General features: G+C 59.0%; 23 protein-coding genes and 1 pseudogene. 15 read left to right on the top strand and 9 right to left on the bottom strand.

What is annotated here, in order from left to right; all coding sequences use genetic code 11:
* Nucleotides 1-11 precede the first annotated feature (11 nt).
* The 6 genes from ACSQ36_RS43730 (at nt 12) to ACSQ36_RS43705 (ending at nt 6,291) form a co-directional block, all read left to right on the top strand.
* A complete protein-coding gene (locus ACSQ36_RS43730) occupies nt 12-1,193 on the top strand; it encodes an amino acid ABC transporter permease (protein ID WP_436187068.1) in 1,182 nt (393 codons plus the stop codon).
* Nucleotide 1,194: 1 nt separating this feature from the next.
* Entirely contained in the window at nt 1,195-2,334 is a 1,140-nt protein-coding gene (locus ACSQ36_RS43725; protein ID WP_436187067.1) for an amino acid ABC transporter permease, read from the top strand.
* Nucleotides 2,335-2,367: 33 nt separating this feature from the next.
* Nucleotides 2,368-3,114, top strand: a complete 747-nt coding sequence (locus ACSQ36_RS43720) for an amino acid ABC transporter ATP-binding protein (RefSeq protein ID WP_436187066.1) — start codon at nt 2,368-2,370, stop codon at nt 3,112-3,114.
* 119 nt (nt 3,115-3,233) lie between these two features.
* A complete protein-coding gene (locus tag ACSQ36_RS43715) occupies nt 3,234-3,581 on the top strand; it encodes a RidA family protein (protein ID WP_436187065.1) in 348 nt (115 codons plus the stop codon).
* A gap of 422 nt (nt 3,582-4,003) precedes the next feature.
* Entirely contained in the window at nt 4,004-5,203 is a 1,200-nt protein-coding gene (locus tag ACSQ36_RS43710) for a porin (protein WP_436187064.1), read from the top strand.
* A 95-nt stretch (nt 5,204-5,298) separates the two neighbouring features.
* Entirely contained in the window at nt 5,299-6,291 is a 993-nt protein-coding gene (locus ACSQ36_RS43705) for a D-2-hydroxyacid dehydrogenase (protein WP_436187063.1), read from the top strand.
* A 35-nt stretch (nt 6,292-6,326) separates the two neighbouring features.
* Here ACSQ36_RS43705 and ACSQ36_RS43700 read toward each other — a convergent pair.
* Together ACSQ36_RS43700 and ACSQ36_RS43695 are read right to left on the bottom strand one after the other, a co-directional pair.
* A pseudogene (locus ACSQ36_RS43700) lies at nt 6,327-6,542 on the bottom strand (IS110 family transposase); the annotation flags it as partial.
* Between the two features lie 558 nt (nt 6,543-7,100).
* Nucleotides 7,101-8,018, bottom strand: coding sequence for a LysR substrate-binding domain-containing protein (locus tag ACSQ36_RS43695; protein ID WP_436187062.1), 918 nt, complete (start codon nt 8,016-8,018; stop codon nt 7,101-7,103).
* Between the two features lie 121 nt (nt 8,019-8,139).
* On the opposite strand from ACSQ36_RS43695, the gene ACSQ36_RS43690 reads away from it, so the two are divergent.
* A complete protein-coding gene (locus ACSQ36_RS43690; RefSeq protein WP_436187061.1) occupies nt 8,140-8,661 on the top strand; it encodes a phenolic acid decarboxylase in 522 nt (173 codons plus the stop codon).
* Nucleotides 8,662-8,811: 150 nt separating this feature from the next.
* Here ACSQ36_RS43690 and ACSQ36_RS43685 read toward each other — a convergent pair whose 3' ends face one another.
* The 4 genes from ACSQ36_RS43685 to ACSQ36_RS43670 all read right to left on the bottom strand — a co-directional run bounded on the left by ACSQ36_RS43685 (nt 8,812) and on the right by ACSQ36_RS43670 (nt 13,249).
* On the bottom strand, nt 8,812-9,414 hold the full coding sequence (locus ACSQ36_RS43685; protein WP_436187060.1) for a hypothetical protein: 603 nt from the start codon (nt 9,412-9,414) through the stop codon (nt 8,812-8,814).
* Between the two features lie 410 nt (nt 9,415-9,824).
* Nucleotides 9,825-10,940, bottom strand: a complete 1,116-nt coding sequence (locus ACSQ36_RS43680; protein ID WP_436187059.1) for a branched-chain amino acid ABC transporter substrate-binding protein — start codon at nt 10,938-10,940, stop codon at nt 9,825-9,827.
* 160 nt (nt 10,941-11,100) lie between these two features.
* Nucleotides 11,101-12,165: a proline racemase family protein gene (locus tag ACSQ36_RS43675; RefSeq protein ID WP_436187058.1), complete on the bottom strand. Its 1,065-nt coding sequence runs from the start codon at nt 12,163-12,165 to the stop codon at nt 11,101-11,103.
* 178 nt (nt 12,166-12,343) lie between these two features.
* Nucleotides 12,344-13,249 (bottom strand): LysR family transcriptional regulator, encoded by a 906-nt coding sequence (locus tag ACSQ36_RS43670; protein WP_436187057.1) that lies wholly within the window; start codon nt 13,247-13,249, stop codon nt 12,344-12,346.
* Nucleotides 13,250-13,413: 164 nt separating this feature from the next.
* Between ACSQ36_RS43670 and ACSQ36_RS43665 the strand changes: the two genes are divergently transcribed.
* The 7 genes from ACSQ36_RS43665 (at nt 13,414) to ACSQ36_RS43635 (ending at nt 18,647) form a co-directional block, all read left to right on the top strand.
* Complete coding sequence (locus tag ACSQ36_RS43665; RefSeq protein WP_436187056.1) at nt 13,414-13,980, top strand: cupin domain-containing protein; 567 nt, start codon at nt 13,414-13,416, stop codon at nt 13,978-13,980.
* A gap of 7 nt (nt 13,981-13,987) precedes the next feature.
* Nucleotides 13,988-14,797 (top strand): alpha/beta fold hydrolase, encoded by an 810-nt coding sequence (locus ACSQ36_RS43660; protein ID WP_436187055.1) that lies wholly within the window; start codon nt 13,988-13,990, stop codon nt 14,795-14,797.
* A complete protein-coding gene (locus ACSQ36_RS43655; protein ID WP_436187054.1) occupies nt 14,794-15,648 on the top strand; it encodes an aspartate dehydrogenase in 855 nt (284 codons plus the stop codon). Before ACSQ36_RS43660 ends, ACSQ36_RS43655 begins: the two co-directional genes overlap by 4 nt.
* Nucleotides 15,638-15,952 (top strand): NIPSNAP family protein, encoded by a 315-nt coding sequence (locus ACSQ36_RS43650; protein WP_436187053.1) that lies wholly within the window; start codon nt 15,638-15,640, stop codon nt 15,950-15,952. Before ACSQ36_RS43655 ends, ACSQ36_RS43650 begins: the two co-directional genes overlap by 11 nt.
* Nucleotides 15,953-15,980: 28 nt before the next feature.
* Complete coding sequence (locus tag ACSQ36_RS43645; RefSeq protein WP_436187052.1) at nt 15,981-16,922, top strand: 3-hydroxyacyl-CoA dehydrogenase; 942 nt, start codon at nt 15,981-15,983, stop codon at nt 16,920-16,922.
* 2 nt (nt 16,923-16,924) lie between these two features.
* A complete protein-coding gene (locus tag ACSQ36_RS43640; RefSeq protein ID WP_436187051.1) occupies nt 16,925-18,268 on the top strand; it encodes an NAD(P)/FAD-dependent oxidoreductase in 1,344 nt (447 codons plus the stop codon).
* A gap of 82 nt (nt 18,269-18,350) precedes the next feature.
* Complete coding sequence (locus ACSQ36_RS43635) at nt 18,351-18,647, top strand: 3-keto-5-aminohexanoate cleavage protein (protein WP_436187050.1); 297 nt, start codon at nt 18,351-18,353, stop codon at nt 18,645-18,647.
* A 723-nt stretch (nt 18,648-19,370) separates the two neighbouring features.
* Here ACSQ36_RS43635 and ACSQ36_RS43630 read toward each other — a convergent pair.
* On the bottom strand, nt 19,371-20,684 hold the full coding sequence (locus tag ACSQ36_RS43630; RefSeq protein ID WP_436187049.1) for an MFS transporter: 1,314 nt from the start codon (nt 20,682-20,684) through the stop codon (nt 19,371-19,373).
* Between the two features lie 148 nt (nt 20,685-20,832).
* Between ACSQ36_RS43630 and ACSQ36_RS43625 the strand changes: the two genes are divergently transcribed.
* Nucleotides 20,833-21,741: a LysR substrate-binding domain-containing protein gene (locus ACSQ36_RS43625; RefSeq protein WP_436187048.1), complete on the top strand. Its 909-nt coding sequence runs from the start codon at nt 20,833-20,835 to the stop codon at nt 21,739-21,741.
* Here the strand turns inward: ACSQ36_RS43625 and ACSQ36_RS43620 are convergent.
* A complete protein-coding gene (locus ACSQ36_RS43620) occupies nt 21,738-23,495 on the bottom strand; it encodes an IlvD/Edd family dehydratase (protein WP_436187047.1) in 1,758 nt (585 codons plus the stop codon). The genes ACSQ36_RS43625 and ACSQ36_RS43620 overlap by 4 nt on opposite strands.
* Before the next feature lie 249 nt (nt 23,496-23,744).
* Nucleotides 23,745-24,233, bottom strand: coding sequence for a MarR family winged helix-turn-helix transcriptional regulator (locus ACSQ36_RS43615; RefSeq protein ID WP_436187046.1), 489 nt, complete (start codon nt 24,231-24,233; stop codon nt 23,745-23,747).
* Nucleotides 24,234-24,282 lie beyond the last annotated feature (49 nt).

Below are 24,282 nucleotides of genomic sequence, written 5' to 3'. Positions count from 1 at the left end.
CAAGGATTGTCATGACACCTTCGTCCCATCCAGCAAAGACCAGCTACCTTAGCTGGCGTAGCAAGTCATTTCGTGGGCTCGCCTATCAGGCGATTGCGCTGGTGTTGGTGATTGCACTTGGCGCCTACCTGATGCACAACGTCTCGCTGAACATGCGCGTCCGAGGCATTCACAGCGGCTTCGACTTTCTCAGCCAGTCGGCTGGGTTTTCCATCGGCGAAAGTGTGGTGCCGTTCGACTCGGATGACAGCTACGGAAAGGCCTTCCTTGTTGGGCTATCCAATACCCTGCGGGCGGCTATCGCCTCGGTAGTCCTGGCGACCGTGCTTGGCACGGCGATTGGCATCGGAAAGCTATCGCGTAATTTCCTGCTGCGCACTCTTTGCAGTGCGTACGTTCAGGCATTCCGCAATGTTCCCTTGTTGCTACAGCTGTTCATGTGGTACTTCGTGATGACTGAGTTGCTGCCGCCCGTCACGTCCGCGATCCAGCCAGTCGCTGGTCTGTTTTTGAGCAAGAATGGCCTGCAGTTCCCAATCCCCGTGTGGGCCAGCGGGCAATGGATGACGCTGGCCGGGCTGGTTGCAGGCGTCGTCGGTGCGTGGTTTTGGACTCGTCAAGCGACACGACATCTCTATGCTACCGGCCGGTTGCGGCCAAGTTTCGGGCCCTGCGTGGCTATTGTGGTAGCAGGCACTCTGGTGGGATGGCTGCTCGGCGGCTCGCCGTCGACTATGGATATCCCCGAGAGGACCGCGCTAAGTATAGTCGGAGGCGGATCGTTGACGCCTGAGTATCTGACCATGGTGATCGGACTGGCTATCTACAACGCGTCCTTCGTTGCTGAAATTGTACGCGGGGGCATTCAGTCCGTGCCGTTTGGCCAACACGAAGCGGCTGCAGCTCTCGGGTTATCGGCCAGCAGAGAGATCCGACTCATTCAGTTACCCCAGGCATTGCGGGTGATCATCCCGCCGCTGACCAGCCAGTATCTGAACATCACCAAGAACGCATCGTTGGCGGTGGCCATCGGTTACCCAGACCTGGTCTCGATCTCCAATACATCGATCAACCAGACCGGCCGTGCGATCGAATGCCTCTCCCTGGTAATGGCTTGCTACCTTACGCTGTCGCTGCTGATGGCTGCGTTGATGAACGTCTACAACAAGCGCTCGCTTATCAAGGAGCGGTGAAATGATCAGCCACGCGGAAATAACTCACATCAGCACTAGCGAAACTCAATTCGAGCCTATTGCAAGCCGGCCTCCGCCGCGGTCCGTCGATGGCCCCATTGTCTGGCTGCGAAACAATCTTTTCGACGGATGGCGAAACACACTGGCGAGCGTGCTTGTATTGAGCGTTTTGGCACTGACCTTGCCGCACGTGCTGCAGTGGGTCCTTTTCAGGGCGGTATTCGCGCCGGACAATGCTGCCTGTCGCGCTGCAGCCGGGGTAGGCGCCTGCTGGGGCGTGGTGGCGGAAAAGTACCGTCTGATCCTGTTTGGACGTTACCCCTTCGGCGAACAATGGCGACCGTTGGTAGCCAGTGTGCTGCTGGTTACGCTACTGGTCGCGAGCTGCTATCGCCCGTTTTGGCGGCGTAGCCTGCTAGCAGCCTGGGGGCTGGCCTGGGTCATTTTTTTCACGCTGATGCTGGGTGGCGTTCTTGGATTGGTCCCAGTGGAAACGGCACGATGGGGCGGTTTTCCCCTTACCTTGTTGCTGTCTACCATCAGCCTGGGACTCGCGTTCCCGCTCGCCATATTCGTGGCGCTGGGCCGGCAGTCTCGCATGCCGGGTATCCGTACCTTGTGCGCTGTTTATGTGGAGCTCATCCGGGGCGTGCCATTGATATCGGTCTTGTTCATGGCCTCGTTCATGTTCCCGCTGTTCATGCCCCAAGGCTCCAACATCGACGTTCTGGTGCGCGTGCTTGTAGGGTTGACGCTGTTCACGGCTGCCTATTTAGCCGAAGCCGTCCGTGGTGGGTTGAATGCCTTGCCCAAGGGACAGGTCGAAGCCGCTCAGTCGCTCGGTCTATCGAGCTGGCAGATCGCGCGCAAGATCGTGGTGCCACAGGCACTGCGACTGGTTGTGCCGGCTATCGTCAATATCTTTATCGGAACGTTTAAAGATACCTCTCTTGTTTCGATAGTTAGTCTGTATGACCTGACCGGCGCGTTACAGCTGGCGCTCGGTGACCCGGATTGGCGCAAGTTCTTCCTCGAAGGACAGCTGTTTGTTGCAGCGATCTATTTCGTTTTCTGCTTCGCCATGTCGCGTTACAGCCGTTGGGTGGAAAACCACCTGAATACCGGCACCCGCCGTCAATGACCTGGACTCCATCCGCCTATTCACGGAAACCATATGATTGCTGAAACCCCGATCATAGAATTCAAGAACGTTAACAAGTGGTACGGCGAGTTCCACGTGTTACGTGACATCAATCTCACCGTAGCGCGCGGCGAGCGTATCGTCCTGTGCGGCCCGTCAGGGTCGGGCAAGTCAACACTGATTCGCTGCGTCAACCGGCTGGAGGAGCATCAGCAGGGAAACCTCGTCGTGGATGGTACCGAACTGGTCGATGATCTGAGGGCGATCGAGCGCGTTCGAAAGGACGTCGGCATGGTGTTTCAACAATTCAACTTGTTCCCGCACCTGACTGTGCTTGAGAACCTGACGCTGGCGCCGATGTGGGTCGGCAAGGTCCCAAAGAAAGAGGCCGATGAACGTGCAATGCAGCAACTCAAGAGGGTTCGCATTGGGGAGCAGGCAGGTAAGTACCCGCTACAGCTATCTGGCGGGCAGCAACAGCGAGTTGCGATCGCACGATCGCTATGTCTAACGCCGAAGATCATGTTATTTGACGAGCCAACATCGGCGCTGGACCCGGAGATGATCCAGGAGGTGCTCGACGTGATGGTCGAACTGGCCGGCGCGGGTATCACCATGCTTTGTGTAACCCACGAAATGGCATTTGCAAAAGCGGTAGCCAATCGGGTGATCTTCATGGATCAGGGGCAAATCGTCGAGCAGGCGACTCCGCATGAATTCTTCGATAACCCGAAGAACGATCGCACCAAGGATTTCCTGTCAAAGATTCTGACTCATTGACCGCGTACCACGTCGCGACGATCGATTTCTTTTCCTGTTTAACGTCAACGTATTGATGAGATAACGTGCCGATACGTCAGCTCAAAGTCTCAAAGATGCCATTTTTATAAAGGAGTTCCATGAAAATCCAACGTTTCCAAGCTGGTCCGCGCATGAGCCAACTGGTTGTGTACGGCAACCTCGGATTTGTAGCCGGCCAAACCGCTGACGACACTGCGCTCAATGTGAAAGGTCAGACTATCCAGATTCTGGAGAAGATTGATCGCTTGCTCGAAGTGGCTGGATCGGACAAGACAAAGATCTTATCTGCAAACATTTGGCTTGCCGATTTTGAGACGTTTGCCGAAATGAACGAAGCGTGGGATGCCTGGGTGCCAAGCCAAGACGCACCCGCACGCGCGTGCGTGGAGTCACGCCTCGCGTACACAAAATACACGGTTGAAATCTCTGTGATCGCAGCGGTTTAGCCGCACTCGTTGAGGGGGCGATGCTGACGGTCTTCGCGGCGCAGTGGGATTGTGCGGCCACTTGTATGTGGCGATATTAAGCGAAGTTTTTGAAGGCTGATGATTCTGTTTTCCAAGGGCTATGTGTTGCATCCAACTTATATTTAGCTTAACTAAGTTGTAAAGACGTGGGAAGCCTGTCTGCACCAAGGTACGAAGCTAACTCAAAAGGTGGTCGACCAAGCATCGCCCCGGCAAATCTTGACCGAGTGCGGTTGGCAACTGTTGTACTCAAGCTCCAGCGAGCGCATGGTTTTGGCCCAGATTACGTGCTCATTTTGGTCCCTTGGTTCGTTGTAAAGAAATGGAACAACCAAACCCTTCTGGGCGTTCCGACATTATCAACGAGGCTATGTCCTCTTTTAGACAAGGAAGAAGAGAAAATGAAAATTCAAAAGACCACGGCTGCCATCCTAGCGATGGGAGCATTTGCAGGTGCCGCACACGCTCAAAGCAGCGTGACCTTGTACGGCCTCGTCGACGAGGGAATTCTCTTCAATAACAACGTCAAGGGCCAGAAGCTATACTCGGTAACCAGCGCCAATTCGTCGCGCTGGGGTTTGTTGGGCAGTGAAGACCTGGGCGGGGGCCTCAAGGCGATCTTCGACCTGGAAAACGGTTTCACCCTTGGCACCGGCGCGTTGGGCCAGGGCGGACTGGAGTTCGGACGGAAGGCCTATGTCGGTCTAAAGAGCAATACCTACGGTACGGTCACGTTGGGCCGCCAATATTCCGCAAGCAATGACGCGACATCCTCGTTCGCGTCCGGCGCCGATTGGGCTGCATCCGGCCTCAGCTACGGTACGCGCGCAGGCGACGTCGATAACGTGGATACGTCGAACCGCGTTCAGAACGCCCTCAAGTACACGAGCCCCAATTACCGTGGTCTGACGGTCGGCGTCCTGTACAGCCTGGGTGGGCAGGCCGGGCAGTTCTCGAAGAACGAAGTCACCGACGCGGGGGTTTCGTATGTGAACGGACCGGTTAAGCTTGGCGCGAGCTACATGTTCACAAAGGACCCGTACTACGCGACATTTGGTGATCTGGGCAACTCGTCGTCGCCGTCGTCTTCGGCCACGGGCGCGACCAACAACATGCCGAATCCGATTTACGGCGGCTACGCGTCGGCCGGCTCGCAGCAGATCATTACCGCAGGGGGCTCGTACGTGCTGGGATCGGCGACGATCGCCCTGCTGTACTCCAACACGCAGTTCCAGAACCTTGGCTCAGTCAACGCGGTGGGCAGTTTCGGCACCAAATACAACGGCGGAACCGCTACGTTCAATTCGGGCGAGTTGAACGTGAAGTATGCGCTGACCCCATCTCTTCAACTGGCGGGCGCCTACATCTATACGCATAACAGCGGCGCCGATGGCGTTGGCAGCGCCAGTTACAACCAGGTCAACCTCGGCACCATTTACTTTTTGTCGAAGCGTACGTCGTTATACGCGACCGGGTTTTTCGAGACCGCTTCGGGGACCGATTCGACGGGCAAACCGGCTGTCGCAGACCTCTACGGATCCTCGTACTCATCGAACAAACACCAGTTGGCGGCCATCATCGGCATGACCCACAGGTTCTGAACGGGTGCTGCCTTGGGGGAACCGGTAAGCGCCGAGGCGTTTGGTGGTCCCTAAGGCACATGGTCTGCTCTACAAAACGTTTGACACCGAACCTCATGAAAATTGCCATACTCGATGCCGGAACGCTTCCGATCCCTCTCACCCGCCCCGCTTGGGCCACAGGTTGGGTTGAATATTGGGCCACGGACCCTGGCGAAGTCGTCAGTGCGATAGGCGACGCCACTATCGTGATTACTAACAAGGTCCCGCTCCGACGCGCTGAATTGCTGCGGATGCCTTGGTTGCGCTTCATATGCGTCGCTGCTACCGGCTACGATTGTATCGATATCGGCACTTGTCGCGAGCAGGGGATCGTGGTTTCTAACGTGCCAGGATACTCGGCGCAAAGCGTATCTGAATGGGTTATCGCTTCCATTTTCGCTTTACGTCGGAATCTGTTTGAGTACAACGAACTGGCACTGAGTAAGTGGGCAAAATCTCCATCCTTCTGTGTACATGGGACGCCTATTCTCGACATCGCCGGGACCACGCTAGGCATTGTCGGTCGAGGAGCGATCGGGCAAGCGACCGCACGTCTAGCAACCGCAATCGGAATGCGCGTGATGTTTGCGGAACATCGGGGGCGCGCTGAGACGCGGGACGGTTACTATCCGTTTGAGGACGTGCTTAAACAAGCGGATGTTCTATCATTGCACTGCCCACTCACTGACGAGACGAGCAACCTCATAGGGCAACGCGAACTAGCTTTGCTTAAGCCCGGCGCTATGCTGATAAATAGCGCGCGAGGGGCCCTTGTCGATACATCTCGGTTGCTTGACGCGCTAGCCAATGGACTTCTTGGTGGGGCAGCCTTGGACGTACTGCCAAACGAACCGCCCAAACCCACGGACCCCATTCTAGATCGCTTCAATCAGAACCTGATTTTGACGCCGCATATTAGTTGGGCCGCAACGAACGGAGCAGAGCAACTGAATAAGGGGATCGAGGCGAATCTCAACGCATTTAAATTATTTACGCCCATTAATGTTGTGAACGGAATTACCAAGACGAATTTTGACGACCCCCATGCGATTTACGATCGGACTTGAGCCACTGCCCGTCGCAAGGTGCGTCTTACAATCCAGCGCCCGGTGTGTCCGAGCTTCGTGAGTTGTCGGCCCCAATAATGCGACGAGCCACACGCCTCCATGCCTACCACGCACTGCTCAAGCTTCGCGAAAAACGGCAGCACACCAGCGCGACGAAGTGGCTTGCGTACGACGATATGTCCCTGCGAGTCCACTCCGTGAACCTGGAACAAGGTTTTTGCCAGATCCAGTCCAACTGTCTCTATCTTCATGATGAACGCTCCTCTGCCGTGGAAGTCACGACCTCTCCACTTTGGCATATGCCTACCCTGAACGGAAGGAGTCGTCCATCACATCATAGTCACACGGCGACTGGTTCTCGCGTTGACCGGCGATCTTACTGAGGCAAACATGACCATCGCAGTACAGGCGAGAAAATCGGTGGCTCGCTCGTACTGGACCTACGGAGCCGGGTTGTTTGGTTTGGCACTGGCCGGCCTATCTGTTTTCCTCGTCTGTCGTGAGTTTCTGTCCATCCATGATGCCGTGCAAGTCGTCCCTAGCCAACCGTCGTCGCCCTAATCCGTTAAACAGTCTGCGGCGCTTCACGCGCTGGCGGGCCGAACGAAACACAAACGATCGTTGCCCGTCATCACCACGAGCTGGCATCCACGTCGTTCGCTACCGGTGACAATGCCGACACCTCTTCAGAATAGTAAAACTCGATCGCGACAGTGGTTATGCGATAGAGTCCCATCAGTACATTGCCGCCCGATTTTACTCGTTGATAACTTATATATTATAAGGAATACCAATTGGAAAATAATCGCTCATTCCACGATCCAAGCTGCTGAGGGCTGTGACGCATCCCGCATACCGTTGCGAAAAGCGCAGAGAAACCGCGCGAGAACCTCGGATTCGTTCTGCGGATGCCACGCCAGGGCGAGCTCGACTATTGGAGCATCCTTTTCCAGCGGCACGCCTACGACACCCGAGGGAAAAAGACGTGCCGAATGTTCCGGCAACAGGCATACCGCCCCGACTGTACTGATGAGAGAAAGCGCCAACTGCAGGTTCTCCGACTCATATGTCCATAGCAGTGTTACGTCGTGGCGGGCAGCATAGGCCTGAATCGCCTCGTAAAGCACGGGGGCATGCTCGTGCGTGACGCTGATTAAACGGTCGTCGACAAGCTGGGCAATGTCCAGGCGGCGACTGGCTGCAAGACGGTGAGTCGCGGGCATCGCGACGATAAGACGCTCACGCCGGACCGTGCAGAGTTGCAGGCCATTCGCTTGTTCGGAGGGCCGGATGAACGCGGCGTCAAGACGCCGCTCCTGCAGCGCGGCGATCAGTGCCGGCGACGACCGGCTCTGCATTGCAAGCTCGATGTCCTCAAGCTCTCCATGCAGGGAGTCCATGATCTGCACAAGGTGCTCGACCTCGACGCCGGGCACGAATCCGAGCGTCAGTCGGCCCGCCTGCGCTCGTGCCGCCTCGCGTGCACGCTCTACGGCGCGGTTTGCCTGTGCGAGCACAAGTCGCACTTCGTCGAGAAAGACATGGCCTGCCTGCGTCAGTTGGACACGACGGCTTGAACGCTCGAAGAGCGGCGTGCCGACATGGTTCTCCAAATCCCGGATCTGCCGGCTAAGCGATGGTTGCACGGTGTGCAGGCGCTCGGCGGCAAGCGTGAAGGTTCCCGCCTCGACCACGCCAACGAAGTACCGCAGATGACGCAGTTCCATTGGAATCATCCATACCTAAAAAGTACCATTCTAAAGAAACAAAGCATTGGCGACAGCAAGCCTGATGCCCCTAGAATGAATCGTCGCCTGTTTATTTATTAGCGCAATTTACCGGAGAAAAATGATGACCAAACCTTTCGAGTCCACCCGTCCCGAACAGCTCACCCACTTTCTTGGAAAGCACTTCATCTATACCTACGAGAATGGTTGGCAATACGAGATGTACATCAAGAACGAGCGTACTATCGACTACCGCATCCACAGCGGCATGGTCGGCGGTCGCTGGGTGCGCGACCAGGAGGCTCACATTGTTCGGCTGAGCGATGACGTCTGCAAGATTTCGTGGGACGAGCCTACCGGGACGACGGTTAGCGTGGCAATCAATTTCAGCGAACGCCAGTTGCACGGTGTGATCTTCTTCCCGCAATGGATCGCCCAGGATCCTGAGAAGACCGTCTGTTTTCAGAACGAACAACTGGATCTGATGCGCCAATACCGCGACGCCGGTTCGACCTACCCGAAACTGGTCATCGACGAATTCGCACCGGTCACCTTCCTTGAAGACTGCGGGCTTGACAACCAGAGTGTCATTGCCTGCGCCCCGTCTGAACTGTCTTCCGCCTATGCCACACGGCGCAACTGATCGAAGATGCTTCATGCCGGTCGCAGCCGCACGTCAGTCAATTTTCAGGACCAGACATCGCCATGCATCTGGATCCGCAGGCACGACGGCGGATGGTCTCCGTGGCTGAATGGTCGGATAACGGTTCGCGTCTGGCCTATTTCTTCTTTCCTATACCTGTATCGCTCCGCACGCGACGCTTGCGCCAAGTACAACCAGAGCAACGAACCGGGTTCTTAGATATGCGTGGCGCATATGTTTTCCGAAATCAACCTCTGCGAGCCCAGCGGCTAAGTAGTAGCTGCCGATCATCGGGCTTATTGCGAATCCAACATTTTCCGCGATCATCATTACTCTTGCGACGCTTTCAGGTCTAATGCCGTAGGGTGAAGGATTTTTTATCGTAACAGGTAGTATTCCGAAATAATATGAATCAGATCTACTGCTCATTCCTAACGGCGTGGCGATCACTCCAAGCAAGAGATAAAGGTATCTGCCGATCTCCATTGACATGATACTTTTCATCGCGTCGGTGGGATGATCTATCATCGCGCTCTTGGTCACGATTCCCAGAAAAACGCTCGCGCAGAACAGGATCGCGGCCAAGAGTAATGCTTCGGACGATTGACGTTTGACCATGGCTAATTGTTTCGCCGAAGACGGGTAGTTGATCAGCAAGGATGTCGCCAGACCGACCATGAAAACAATGACGCCAGGTACACGGGGATAAAATAAGAGAGTTGAAGTTACGATTAACGTGAGCGAAAGATTCATTGCATAGCGCCCTGAAGAGGAGCGCGCGCGATAATCGGTGCGGGCGGTGCGGACGCTAAGGCAGAACCGTCGCTGGAGCTTGCGCGTGGCAAAAGGCGGGTAGTCGAAGCGCTTTCTTCTGTTGAAGGCCTGTCGCTGTTAATGACCTCCGGCGCGGCGGTGTAGGTCCGTCCTTCCAGAGATGGATCTGGGAATCGACTATCAGCATTTATGCACCTCAACGCAGTCCAATCTGGACGCGTCGAAATGCTAATCTAAATTGTACAATGTGGTCAATAAAGAACGCCGCATCTGAAGTTTTATGGCGCCCTGGCCGGTGTTGTCCGCGAGGACTCTCTCCATTAGATAGTTTTTTGCTGTCGCTCCCGGCAGTAGCTCAATTGCAGAATAATCGGTGGCTGTTTCATCGATTAGTACGGAATCAGTTGTCCGTCCTTATACCGGTACACAGTTGTGGGCGCATTCTTCATGTTCCCCTGTGCATCGAACGTGTACGTTCCGGCGATTCCGTGATAATCCGTCCTGGCCAGTTCCGCGCGGATCTTCGCCTTGTCCGTTGTTGTCGCCGCGGCCTGCATGGCGCGCGCAATGATCTGCGCACCATCGTAGAAGTTCGCGGCATAAATCAGGACGTCGATTCCATACGCGTCCTTGTAGCGCTTGATAAAGTCGCGTCCCGCCGCGCTTTTTGTCAGCGACGGGCCGCCTTGCGCGCAGTACACGGTATTCGTCGCATCGCCAGCCACCTTGCCCAGCTCCGATGAGCAATACCCGTCGCCGCCCAGCAACTTGGCGGACATCCCCAGTTGCTTGATCTGACGCGCAAGAGGCGCGGCCTGAGTGATGTAGCCGCCGTAGAAGATCGCATCCGGATTCTTCGATTTAATCGACGTCAGGATCCCTTTGAAGTCCACCGCGTTCGAGTTCGTGTAGTCCTGCGCCACGACCTTCAGGCCGATCTCTTCGGCGCGCGTCTTGAACTCGTTCGCCACACCCTGCCCATACGCGGTACGGTCATCTATGACGGCGACCGTGTGCACCTTCAATTCATCTTTCGCGAAGTCCGCCATCGACCCGCCGATCTGCGAATCGCTCGCGCCGATTCTAAAAACGCTGTCATAGCCCTGCTTGGTCACGTCCGGATTGGAGGCCACGGGCACCATCGGCACACCGGCGCCGTTGAGCACTCGTGAGACCGGGATCGCGACGCCCGAATTGTTCGGTCCGAGCATGACTACGGCGCCGGCATCGACTATTTTTTGCGCGACCTGGACGCCGATCTTCGGGTCGGCCTGGTCATCCTCTGAATCCAGTTTGAACGTCACCGGGGAACCCCCGATCAATAGATGCTGTGCATTGAGGTCGCGGATCGCGAGTTTGGCGCCGTTCTCGTTGTCCTTGCCGGTCCCGGACTGGCCGCCGGTCAACGGTCCCGACATGCCAATCAACACGGTCTGGTCCGCTTGCGCAGCGGTGCCGAGGGCAAGCAAACAGCAAAGGGCGGCGAGCTTGAATGAGGTGTTCATGGTTATGTCCTGAAATTGAACGGCAATGTGGATAAACGAATAACGGTTTGCATCGAGGACGTGCGGACGCAGGTGTTCCGGCCTGCCGCGTAGCCGGCGGATTAAGCAGGATTCCTTTTCAAAATATCTGTTAGGGGTCTGGCGACCTTGCCCGCTATCCTTAACCGGTGCGCGAGCGGATCAGCTTGTCGTCGACTGCTTCAAGCCAGGTGTCCGAGAGCGTGTAACCCTCCGGGAAGCGATCGCTCGGATCGAGCCCGTATTGCGACATGGCTGCAATCCAGCCCTGGCCCGCGACGCTCGGTACGACTGCGGGCACGCCGCCTACTTCGGTAAGCGATTCAATCCGGCTGTCGAATACAGAACCGATGATCGACTCATGCAAAAAGGTTTCGCCCGGCGCTATCAGGCCTTTGGCGTGCATGACGGCAAGCCGCGCTGATGTACCCGTTCCGCAAGGCGAGCGGTCGCACCGGCCGGGTGAAACAATGACGGTATTGCGCGACTTCACCACGCCGTCCTCGCGCTGCAGGCGGGTGACAAACTCGGTTTGCGTGATACCTTTGATCAACGGGTTGGTCGGATGCACACAGGCAAGTTGTTCGGCTGCGGCAACCTTGATGATCTGGCCCAGCTCGCATAGCTCGCGCGCCTCGTCACGCGTGATGCCGAAGCCGAGGCTTTCCGCGTCGACGATGGCGTACGTCATGCCGCCATATCCCACGTCCACCTGAATGGTGCCGAGTTTCTCGACTTCGATGGACGCCTCAAGGTGCTGGGCGAAGGCTGGCTGGTTAGTGAACCGTACCTGCGTGACCTTGCCGTCGCGACATTCACAGCGCACCTGGATCAGCCCGGCCGGCGCTTCGAGTACGATGTACGTCACGGGTTCGCTCATCGGCAGGATGCCGGTCTCGAGCAGCACCGTCGCCACGCAGATCGTATTGGAGCCGGACATGACGGGATACTCGGTCGACTCCGCGATCACATAACCCATTTGCGCCGCCGGGTTCGTGGACGGCACCAGGAAATTGACGCTATGCACGGCAGAGCCGCGCGGCTCGAACAGACACAGCTTTCGCAGATCGTCGCGCTGTTCTTCGAGATACAGCATCTTGTCAAAGACGGTCGCTCCCGGGACAGCGAACAATCCTCCGGTGACAACCTTGCCGAGCTCGCCTTCCGCGTGACACTCGACCACGTTCAACACATTCTTCCAGCGCATGGCGTTCCTCGATCCCGGTGTGATATCGCAGCATCCTTGGGCTTTCCGGCCGCTAAGAGCGCTCGATTGAGATCGAGTGTAGATAGACGATTTTTTAATCACAATTCCTATTTTTCAGCTTATATTCCTGAAAAAATCGATGGAATCGTTGCAGCCGCCGCAGCACGTCGTGCCGGCCTCACATCAGCCACGGTGGCACGGGTGTGCATTTAGCGAGCAGATAGTCCACGAGTGCGCGGCACTTGAGCGACTGATTGTCGGTCGTAAGATAGACCAGATAGATTGCGCGGCCATCGTCGGGAGAAAAATCCTTCAGGACTTCCACAAGGCGCCCGGCACGGATATCCGGCGCGACCAGAAAGTTGGGAATGCGCGCAATGCCCAGACCCGCCAGCGCAGCCGTATGAACCGCCGTGCCAATGCTTCCCAGATTCCCCTCGACCCATACCGAATAGCGACGCTGCCCGTCGCGAAACATCCACTCGGCCTGCGTGACGCCGCGCGCGTCCATGGTGAGGCAGTTGTGCACGGCCAGACTTTCGGGGCGCTCCGGACGGCCGTGCTTCTCCAGATAGGCGGGCGAAGCGCAAATCACCAGCGGATTAGGCGCAAGACGAATGCTGACGTGATCCTCCGATGGCGCTAGACTCGAGCGGATTGCTACATCGGCACTGCGATCGTCGGGCGTGGCGGGCACGTCGCCCACTACGATCTCGACCTTCAACTCCGGGTACAACCCGAGAAATTCGGGCATCAGCGGCACGAGATGCTTGTCCACGAACGCTGCAGGGCAACGAATTCTCAGGACGCCATGCGGCACTTGCGGCTGCTTGGCGGTCGCCGATTCAGCCGCCTCGATATCCGCAATCACCTGCTTGATCTTCGAATGGAAGAACTCGCCCTTGGCAGTCAGCGATAGCCGGCGAGTCGTGCGCACGAACAACTTCACGCCCATCCGATCTTCAAGACGCGAGATCTTGCGGCTGACACCGGAAGGCGTCAGCCGGCATTTTTCCGCTGCCGAGACAAAATTGCCATGCGCGACGACCGTGGCGAACACGTATAGCTCGCTGCTCTTGTCCATGACGGCTCTCTCGTGATTGCGAAGAATTTGTCAGGAATATAAGCCGAAATTTAAGAATTGTTCGCAAAAATTCGTCTATCTACAATGAATCCAACGGTGAGTGGTCAGTCAATAGTCCCTGAGTTGTCCCTGAGCGCCGCAGTTTCATTTCGAGGGAATCCGACATGCATCAAGAGGCAAGCGAACACACGGCCGACGTCGACAGCCGCGGAGCCGGTTTTTTTATTGCCGAGGAAGGGCCCAGCTTCTGGCAGCCGGTCCCGGCCAATGGTTTTGTCCGGTGTTTGTTGAACGGCGCAAAGCTCGGCACCACGACGCCGTTTTCGATGGGCACGCAAACCGTTGCGCCAGGCGGCTGCTATGTGCGCGAGCACGCCCATGACCGCAGCGAAGAGGTGATCTTTTTCTACGCGGGCAGCGGTGGCAGCGTGGTGATTGACGACATCGAGTATCCCGTCAAGCCGCAGACTGCTGTGTATCTCGGCATGAACTGCCGCCATAAGTTCGTGAACAACGGCGCTGATGACCTGAGCTTCATGTGGTTCCTGATGCCGGGCGGTATCGAGGAATTCTTCGAGTCGGTCGGGCGCGTGCGCCGTCCGGGCGATCTCGCGCCCGAGCCTTTCGCGCGGCCGGACAACGTGCGGGAAATCGAAGCACGCACCGTTTTTGCAAGCGGTGTAAGCGACGTGAGCGACGCGAACAATACCAGCGGCGCGGCCAGGGACTGAGCGGCCGATGATCTCGACTATCGATTATTGCACCGCCGCCGACGGCGCGCGGCTCGGCTTCCAGTGCGTGGGAGAAGGAAACGGGCCACCCATATTGTTGATCGCGGGCCTTGCGGGGGAAGCGAAGTTCTGGCGGCCGGTGATGGACGATCTCGCGAGCCGGCACAGCGTGATTGTCTTCGATCAGCGGGGCTTCGGTGTGAGCGGCACGACCGGGAGCATCTGCACGATCGATCTGCTTGCGGCCGATGCGCTCGCTATCATGGACGCCGCGGGCGTGGAGCAGGCAATTGTCGCGGGCCATTCGACTGGCGGCGCCATTGCTCAGACGCTTGCGCTCGATCACCCGTCGCGGGTGTCAAAGCTCGTGCTCAGTTCGACCTGGGCGAAGGCCGACGCTTATATGCGATATCTATTCGCATTACGAAGCAATGTGATGCGCGTGGGCGGCAAGCGGCTTTACGCGGACCTCACGCGTGTCATCGGCTATCCGCTTGCGTGGCTGCGCGAGCAACCTGAACGGCTCGCATTGTCTGATAACGACGCAAGCATAGAAGTGGACGATCGTGTGTTCACGCGGATCGAAGCGCTGCTCGAATTCGATCGCACAGCCGCGCTCGCCACGATCCGGCAGCCTACGCTTGTGCTCGGCGCGCGTGACGATCAGATCATCCCGAACTATCTGCATGTGGAACTACAGGAAGCCATTCCGGGCTCTACCGCGCGATTCTGCGCGGAGGGCGGCCACTTCTTTCCGGGCATCAGGCCGAAGACGTTTGTCGAGCCGCTGCGCGACTGGCTGGAGCAGCAGGCATGACAACGAGCAAGCGGGTGCTGTTGATCGGCTACGGTGCGATCGGCCGGACGGTCAGGCAGCAACTCGATACAGCCGGTGGTTATGAGATCGCGATCTGGTCTCGTACGGCAATATCTGAAGGGCGCTCACACTGCGCCGTGCATTCCCATGAAGAAGCGCGCGCTTTCAATCCGCAGCTTGCAGTCGAGTGCGCGGGGCAGGACGCCGTGCGCACGCTGGCGCCTTTGTTATTGGCCGATGGCGTGTCCGTGCTGCTCGCCTCGGTTGGCGCGCTGGCGGATTGCGCCACTCACGAAATGCTGCGCCTGGCGGCGCGTGGACGCGCTCGCGTGGTCTTGCCGTCGGGGGCGATAGGCGGCCTGGATTATCTCGATGCCGTCGCGAATGAGACCGGGCTCGAGGTCGAATACCTGTCGACGAAACCGGTGCACGCGTGGCGCGACGAACTGGCTCGTCAAGGTATCGACGCCGATGCGTTGCGCGAACCGTACACGCTCTTCGAAGGCTCGGCGGCTGAAGCCGCGCTGCGTTATCCGCAAAATCTCAACGTCGCGGCGACGCTGGCGTTGCGCGGCGTTGGCATGGAGAAAACGCGTGTGACGGTGCGCGCCGATCCGCGTATCGCGCTCAACACGCACGAGATCCAGATGCGCAGCGCGGCCGGAACAGCGACGTTCCGCTTTCAAAACGCGCCCTCCGCCGATAACCCCAAAACGTCCGCGCTGACCGCGTTGAGCCTGGCAACGGAAATCGCACGCTTCTTTCGCGATAACGCGGCCTGTCAACACTGCATGAGCACCGCTGCCCCATATGCCCGGCAAGATAGAGACCCTCACCGCCATGATCATTGAAGAACGTGACTACCGCATCAAGCCCGGCAAGACGCAGACCTTTGTTGCGCTCTATGAGGAACACGGCCTGCCGATCCAGAAAGCCTGTCTCGGGGATCTGCTCGGGTACTTCGTGACGGAGACCGGTGAGCTGAATCATGTGGTCGCATGGTGGAGCTTCACGAGTCTCGATGACCGCATGGCGCGACGCACACGCATGCTCGCCATGCCGGAGTGGCAGTCCTATCTCGATCGCGTGACGGATTTCATCGATGTGCAGAACACGCGCATTCTCAATCCGATTCATTTTTCACCTATCCGATAACCTGTCCGACCGCGCCCGGAGCGTCGTAATGAACACAATGAAGGTAGCAATAGTGGGTGCCGGAATCATCGGCTGCTCGTGGGCGATGGTCTGGGCGAGGCGAGGGCACAGCGTGGCTATCTACGACGCGGACCCGGCTACGCGTGCACGCGCGCTTGACACGCTGGCCGCCTACGCGGAGGACCTCAATCGTGTTGGCATGACCGTGCCTGCGGATTCGCTCACCCGTGTGCGCATCGCGACGACGCTTGCCGATGCCGTCTCACACGCCGATTACGTGCAGGAGTCGGTGCCGGAGAAACTGGACCTCAAGCGCGCGCTGTTCTCTGAACTGGATGCGCTCGCACCGCCCGGCGCGATACTCGGCAGTTCGACTTCCGCGCTCGGCATGTCACGGTTCTCGGCTGAACTGAGCGGCCGTGGGCGCTGCGTGATCGTTCATCCGGCTACGCCGCCGCACATGATGCCGGTTGTCGAAATCGTGCCGAGCCCGTGGACCGATGCACCCGTGGTTGAACGCATTTTCGCGTTGATGGAGTCGCTCGGCCAGACGCCCGTACTCGTGAACAAGGAAATCGCCGGCTTCGCGATGAACCGGATGCAGGGCGCACTGCTCATCGAGATGTTCCGGCTGATCGAGGCGGGTGTCATTTCCGCCGATCACGCCGATAAACTCATCAGCGACGGCTTCGGTCTGCGTTGGGCTTTTCTTGGACCACTCGAAGGCGTGGACCTGAACGCGCCGGGCGGGATTGCCGACTATCTGCATCGCTTCGGCCACATGTTCGACGACATGGCGATGGAGGTTCGCGAACCCGGTCCGGTGCTGAACCCGAACCTGATCGCGCGGCTTGATGCGGAGATGCGGGCCAAGCTGCCGCTGGAGGGTATTGAGGCGAAGCGCTCCTGGCGCAACCGCCGCATGGCTGCGCTGCAAAAGATGCGCCGCGACATGCAATCGGAAGCGTGAACGTGGTCGATGCCAGCCTTGATCCTTCTCTTGATCCGTCCCGCATGCCGCCTTCGCTATGGGCCGACACAGCGTTTGCAGCGCCGTTATTCGACGCCCTTGCTCCCGGCGGCCACCATGCCGATCTGATCGTGATTGGTGCGGGTTTCACGGGCCTGAGTACGGCTCTGCACGCGGCGAAACGCGGCGCGCGCGTGGTCGTGCTGGAAGCTGCGGAGATCGGTTGGGGGGCGTCGGGACGCAACAATGGTCAGGTCATTCCGGCGATGACCCGGGCCGATCCCGACGTGATCGTGAATGCGTTCGGTGCAGAGAAGGGCGAGGCGCTGGTGAGTCTTATCGGCGGGTCGGGGAACGCGTTGTTCGAGCTTGCGCGCAAGCATCGGATCGAGTGTGCGGCGGTCCAGAACGGCTGGATCCAGCCCGCGCATCGCGCCAGCCGGATGGCACTTGCGCAAAGCCGCTTTGAGCAATGGAAAAAGCGCGGCTTCGACGTGGAGCTGGTCGATCGCGAACGCGCGTGGAGTCTTATTGGTTCAAACTTCTGGTTTGGCGGATGGCAGAACCTGACGGGCGGCCATATCAATCCGCTGGCGTTCGTGCGCGGTCTGGCGCGCGCGGCGCAAGCTGCCGGTGCGAGCATTCATGCGCGCTCGCCGGTGACCGGTATCGCGCGCGTGGGGGATGCCTGGCGTGTCAGCACGCCGCAAGGTCACGTGAGCGCACCGCGGGTGCTGATCGCGACGCATGCTTATAGCGGTGCATTGGCTGAGTTGGGTGCAGCGTCGCCGTGGCCCAAGCTGCCGAACACGCTGATTCCCATGCGCTCCTATCAACTGGCGACCCAACCGCTGCCACCCGAACTGCGCGCGACGATCCTGCCTCATGGTCACGCGATGTCCGACACGCACGGGGACCTGCATCTTGCCCGCTTCGATGAAACCGGACGGCTGTTGACCGGCGGCGCGCTGATCGTTCCGTTCGGCTATGAAAGCCGGCTGCGCAAACGGCTGGCGGCGAGACTCACGCGTATGTTCCCGCAACTCGAAGGCTTGCCGCTGCGCTTCGATTATCTTTGGCACGGTAACTTCGCGGTCACGCCCGACGGCTTGCCGCGCTTCGCCACGCTTGACAACGGCCTCTTCGCATGGATGGGTTGCAACGGGCGGGGCGTGGCCTTATCGACGGCGTTGGGACCGGCCCTCACAGAGACGCTGTTCGCCAACAATCCCGCTCATTCAGCTTTGCCGTTCGAGCCGATGCGTTGCATCGCCGCTCATTCGCTGGTCAAGCGAACTGCTATCGCGGCGATGATGGTGTATAGGTGGCGAGACGCGCGCGATTGATGTGCTACTGCAGCGCTCGGCCAGTGGAAGCAGGCAGCGTTACATTACCCGCCAGTGACGCTTTGGTTTTGAACACCCCTGAGTGCGTGCGCCGGATTTTCTTCGTCATCTTCTGGTTTCAGCTACAGGCAATGCTATCTCACATCTCAACGCCCCCGCTTTACCGACTTCCAGACTTCCGGAGCCCGAAGCTGGCGCGGCCATCGTTCACCTGCACGCGCGTAACCCCGTGGACCATCCCCAACAGACACCTGGAGGATCCGAGCCCTTCCTGAAGGCGATCAGGCAGCCCAGCGACTGCTTGGGGAACATTACTACGGGGCCCTACTTATGGGCCACGTGCATCGACCAGTGCATTACTGGTGGCCCCGTCGCTTGAGAGTGTAGTTGAGTTGACTGAATCGCCGCCCCTAGTCCGAACGCCGTCGATTTTTGTCGAGCTACTGCAACGCAGCCATGCATACTATTCATAGGACGAGCGCCGCAATGCGGTCCGTTTGATAAGAGGCGCTAACGAGTTCGAAGAGGTGTATGGGAACGCGGATCGAAGTATATGAGGCGCAAGATCCGCAGGGTTTGTAGGCAGGGTGTTGATTGCACTATGTGGCCGTTACCCACCACCTTCGCTTTTTCGGCGTTCTCATATCCACTTGTCCAACAGTCTCCCTTGCAGGTCGCCTGCGATAACCAGACCCTGGCGTGGGCGAACAATTGGGCTTAGCGTGTTCTAAATAGAAGACAAGCGCCGGTTAGGTTCTGCCTCTTGGCCCGCACTCATATTTGTCCGCGTACCCCGAGTGTCAAACAGAACATCTTGTCAAGCTGCTCGTTGAGCCGTTTCAACGCTTCGTTGACCAGCCGTCGAAACGGTCTCAGCGAGTGATCCGCCGGACGAAGCCGCCAGCTTGACCGTAGAAAATGAGGGTTTCTTGCATTACATCCATTCCGCGCATCGCAGCCATCGCCAGAGATTATGAAGTCAATATCTATAACGCTTGTCCCTCAAACCTGTGTACCCAGACCTGACTTCAATAGCTTGCTTGATAGGCAATCCTGGGAAGTCTTCGGCCGTTCGCGGAATGTGATTGAGACGCAAGCGACCTCAGCGGTTCACCACCCGCGCCGGAATGAACGCCCAGACCAAAAAGGCGGACAGGGTCAGCGTACCGGCGACCAGGTAAAGCCCGGACGACAGCGTGCCGGTCTGGCCTTTCAACCAGCCAATAACGGTCGGACTGACGAACCCGGCCAGGTTCGCGGTCGAATTGATCAGCGCGATTCCGGCGGCGGCGCCCACCCCACCCAGAAACGACGTCGGCAAAGCCCAAAACATAGGTAAGGCGCTGATAATGCCTACCGCCACCATCGTCAGCCCCAGCATTGACAGCACCGAGCTGCCGCCCACGTTGGCGCACAACACGAAGCCGCACGCAGCGAACAGGGTGGGCACGATCACGTGCCAACGTCGTTCGCGCCGCTTGTCCGCGCTGCGGCCAATCAGCAGCATGCCAACCAGCGCAGCCGTGTAGGGGATCATCGTCATCAAGCCGATCAGCGCCGGACTCTTGATGCCAGTGCCCTTGATGATGGTCGGTTGCCAGAAGCTCAGTGCATACGAGCCCATGATGATGCCGAACAGGATCAGCGCGAGCAGCCAGACGCGGCCGGAGCGGAACACCTGACTCACTGAACCATGCGTCCTGGTTTTGCCTTCCATGTCGAGGTCTAACTGGACCCGTGCGCGGTCCTCCACGCTGAGCCAGGTGGCGTGCGCGACCTTGTCGTCAAGCCGGCGGTAGACCATTACGCCGAGCACAATGCCCGGCAAGGCTTCCAGGATGAACAGCCACTGCCAGCCATGCATGCCGGCGAAGCCCGCCGTCGCGGTCATGATGTAGCCCGACAGGGGGCCTCCCACGATGCCTGACACAGGGTTGCCCGCGGTCAGCAACGCCACCATCCGGCCGCGCCGGTGCGAGGGGAACCAGTAGGTCAGGTAGAGCAGCATGCCCGGATAGAAGCCGGCTTCGGCCAGGCCAAGGAAGAAGCGCAGGATGTAGAACTGCAGCGGCGTACTCACCCACGCGGTGCACATCGAAAGGACCGCCCAGGTGATCATGATGCGGGCGATCCAGCGCCGCGCGCCAAGCTTGTGCAGCAGCAGGTTGCTGGGCACTTCAAAGAAAAAGTAGCCGATGAAAAACATGCCCGCGCCGAGACCGTATACCGCCTCGCTGAGCTGCAGATCGTTCAGCATCTGCAGCTTCGCGAAGCCGACATTGACGCGGTCCAGATAGGCCACCACGTAACACGCGAACAGGAGAGGCAGGAAGCGCCATGCGATGCGCCTGTAGACCGCGTCGGCGGACTCGGCAATGCTCGCGCCGGCCGCCGCGTTGTGGGGGTGGGTATTCAAGTGTTGTCTCCGGTTTATTGATTGCAGTCGCGGCGGTATCCGTGGCTGCAGTGTCACTTTTTCAGAGCATGAGAAGAAGCACCTTCCGGTGGGTTCAGACCATAAAATATTTTCTGTTTGAGAGATCTTCATCAGTTAAGCTAAAACGATGAATACCGACTATCTGGAAAGCTTCGTGGCTGCCGTCGATTGCGGCTCGATGGCGGAAGCGGCGCGCCGCCTTGACGTGACGGCGGCCGCGCTGGCGGCCCGCGTGCGGGCGCTGGAAATGGACCTCGATATGCAGCTTCTCAAGCGTGCCGGCCGGGTAGTCAAGGCGACAGAAGCCGGCCTCAAGCTTCTTGAACCGGCACGCGCGCTGTTGCGCGACGAGCGCAACTTGCGTGTGATCGCGAGCGACGGTGCGAGGGTGGGTGAGCTGCGGCTCGGCGCGTTCGTTTCCGCGCTCACCAACGTCCTGCCGCCCGTGCTCAAAAAACTCTATGCGCGCTATCCGGAGTTGGCTTTGTTCATTACCCCGGGCGCATCCGTCGAGCTTTGCCGCAAGGTAGGCAGCGGCGAGCTTGACGCGGCGGTGGTGGTCGAGCCGCAGTTTGCCATTCGCAAGACCTGCGAGTGGCGCCCCTTTCTGGATGAACCGCTGGTGGTCGTGGCGCCCGCCTCGATGGCCGGCCGCGACGCGCACGAGGTGCTGCGCAACGAGCCGTTCATTCGCTACGAGCGCTCGGTGTTAGGCGGTCAGTTGGCCGACCGCTACCTGCGCGATCATCAGATTCATCCCCACCAGCGGCTTGAAATTGATGGCTTGCTGGCGATCGCCGCGCTGGTCGACCAGGGCATTGGCGCATCGCTCTTGCCGGACTGGGTGTCGCTCTGGTCGAGCGGCATGTCGCTGACGCGGCTGCCGTTGCCGGGCCGCGCTCCCGTGCGGCGCAGTGGGCTGATCTGGGCCAGCAACGGGCCGCACGCGTCCCTGGCTCGCGATTTTTTTAAGGAAGCGCAGGCGATTTTCGGAGCCGCCCGGCCCGTGTCACGTGGTAAAGCACGGCGCGGCTAACCCTTCGGTGTCGTATCGTGAATGTTGGCGGCGCGCAAGAAATTGAAATCGACGCCCTGGTCGGCCTGCAGCACCGTATCGAGGAACAGTTTCAGATACCCGCGTTCCGCTGTCGGTGCCTCCACGGGAGCGGCCGCCGCGCGGCGTGCCAGTTCCGCGTCCGATACGAGCAGGCTGATTTCACGGGCGGCCACGCTTAGCCGGATACGATCGCCGTTTTGAACATAGGCCAGCGGGCCGCCAATGGCCGCTTCAGGCGTCACGTGCAACACGATGGTGCCAAAGGCGGTGCCGCTCATGCGGCCATCGGAAATACGCACAATGTCTTTGACGCCGGCGCGCGCCAGCTTTTTCGGGATCGGAATATAACCGGCCTCAGGCATCCCCGGCGCCCCTTTCGGGCCGATGTTCTTCAGCACCAGAATATCGTCGGCTGTCACGTCGAGGTCGTCCGAGTCGATGCGCTCGGCCAGGTCCTTGCCGTTCTCGAATACCACGGCGCGGCCCTCGTGCTCCATGAGTCTGGCATCGGCGGCGGATTGCTTGATGATCGCGCCGCCAGGGGCGAGGTTGCCCTGCAGGACAGCAATGCCGCCTTGCGGATAGATCGGGTCGGCGATCGTGCGCACCACGTCCTGCTTGAAGCCGGGACCAGCCAGTTCGATCTCCTCGCCCAAGGTGCGGCCGGTGACGGTCATCGCGTCGAGCTTGAGCAGGGGCTTGAGTTCGCGCAGCAACGTCGCCATGCCGCCGGCGTGGTGGAAGTCTTCCATGTAATGCTGGCCGGATGGTTTCAGGTCCAGCAGCACGGGTGTATCGCGACCCATGCGGTCCAGCGCCTTCAGGTCCACATCCAGTCCCATCCGTCCCGCAATGGCGGTCAGGTGCACGATGCCGTTGGTCGAGCCGCCGATCGCCAGTAACACGCGGATGGCGTTCTCGAATGCATCCGCGGTCAGTATCTTGTCGATGGTCAGGCCGCTGCGCGCCATCTGCACGGCCTGTGCGCCGGTCTGCTCGGCAATCCGGATACGATCGGCCGTCACGGCAGGCGGCGATGCGCCGCCCGGCACTGTCATCCCCAGTGCTTCGGCCACGCACGCCATGGTGCTGGCGGTGCCCATCACCGAGCACGTGCCGACGCTGGCCACCAGTTGGTTGTTCACGGCGGCAATCTCCGTGCTGTCGATTTCGTCGGCACGGAATTTCCCCCAATAGCGGCGGCAGTCGGTGCACGCACCGACGCGTTCGCCGCGGTGCGAGCCGGTCAGCATGGAGCCCGTGATCAACTGGATGGCGGGAATATTCGCCGATGCAGCGCCCATCAATTGCGCCGGCACGGTCTTGTCGCAGCCGCCGATCAGCACGACCGCGTCCATTGGCTGGGCGCGGATCATCTCCTCGGTATCCATCGACATCAGGTTGCGCAGGTACATGCTGGTCGGCTGCGAAAAACTCTCGTGGATGGAGATGGTCGGGAAATCCATCGGCAAGCCGCCGGCCAGCATTACGCCGCGCTTGACCGCCTCAATTAGTTGCGGCGCGTTGCCGTGGCACGGGTTGTAGGCGCTGCCGGTGTTGGAGATGCCGATGACCGGGCGATCCAGTGCTTCATCGGTGTAGCCCGCCCCTTTGATGAAGGCTTTGCGCAAGAACAGGGAGAAACCGCTGTCGCCGTAATTGGTGAGACCTTTGCGGATCCCGGTGACCGGCGCGGGGAGTGAATCTTCTGGCTTGGACTTGGGCGTGGACATGGAGAAACCCGGCGTAGTAATGAGTGAAAAAGGCATGGCAAGCGCGCGGAGTGGCGCGGCGCACCTGCTTTGCAGGACAACGTTCAGCTTCATTATGGGAAAGGGCGGACAATAAAAAAAGCTGCTTTGAATATCTTCAAACAACAAAAATTTTTCTATTCAGCCAAATCCTGATTGCGCGCCAACGCGGGCTGACTCTGATTGCAACAGAACCGCTGGACTCGCCAATAGGCGCTTACCGCTTACCGCTTATCGCTCGCCGGGAGCGTCACCTTCGATGTCTGCCGCAAACTTCTGCAAGAGCCGCACCAACTCCTCGAAATCCCGCTCTTCCCACCTCGCGAATATCGCCCGCCCGAGCCGTTCCCGTGCGGCGTCCACGGCATCGGTCATGGTCCTGCCCTTCGGCGTCACGACCGCTTCCCGCACGCGGCGGTCCTCGGCGCCTTCCTGACGCTGGACCAGGCCTATCCTCTCCAGTTTCGCAACCTGCCGGCTGACGGTCGTGTAGTCGCGTCCAACCCGGTCGGCAAGATCGACCACCCCGATCGGCCCGAGCCGCTCGATGCCCACCAGCAGCGGAAACAACGCGCGGTCGAGCGATATGCCGGCTTCCCGCACCATCGCCTCGTCGCGCTGCGGGCGGTTCATGACGCTGACAATGCTGATCAGCGCACCGTGCAACGCCCGCAGTCGCGCCGATATATGTGTATCTTGCACATTTTTCTTTGATGACATAGTATTCACTCCGATTGCGTGCATATTACACATATTGGAGCCCACAATG

This window comes from Caballeronia sp. LjRoot34, from assembly GCF_964253815.1.
Lineage (GTDB): Bacteria > Pseudomonadota > Gammaproteobacteria > Burkholderiales > Burkholderiaceae > Caballeronia.
The sequence above is the reverse complement of the archived record's forward strand: the minus strand, read 5'-3'. Positions and strand labels throughout refer to the sequence as shown.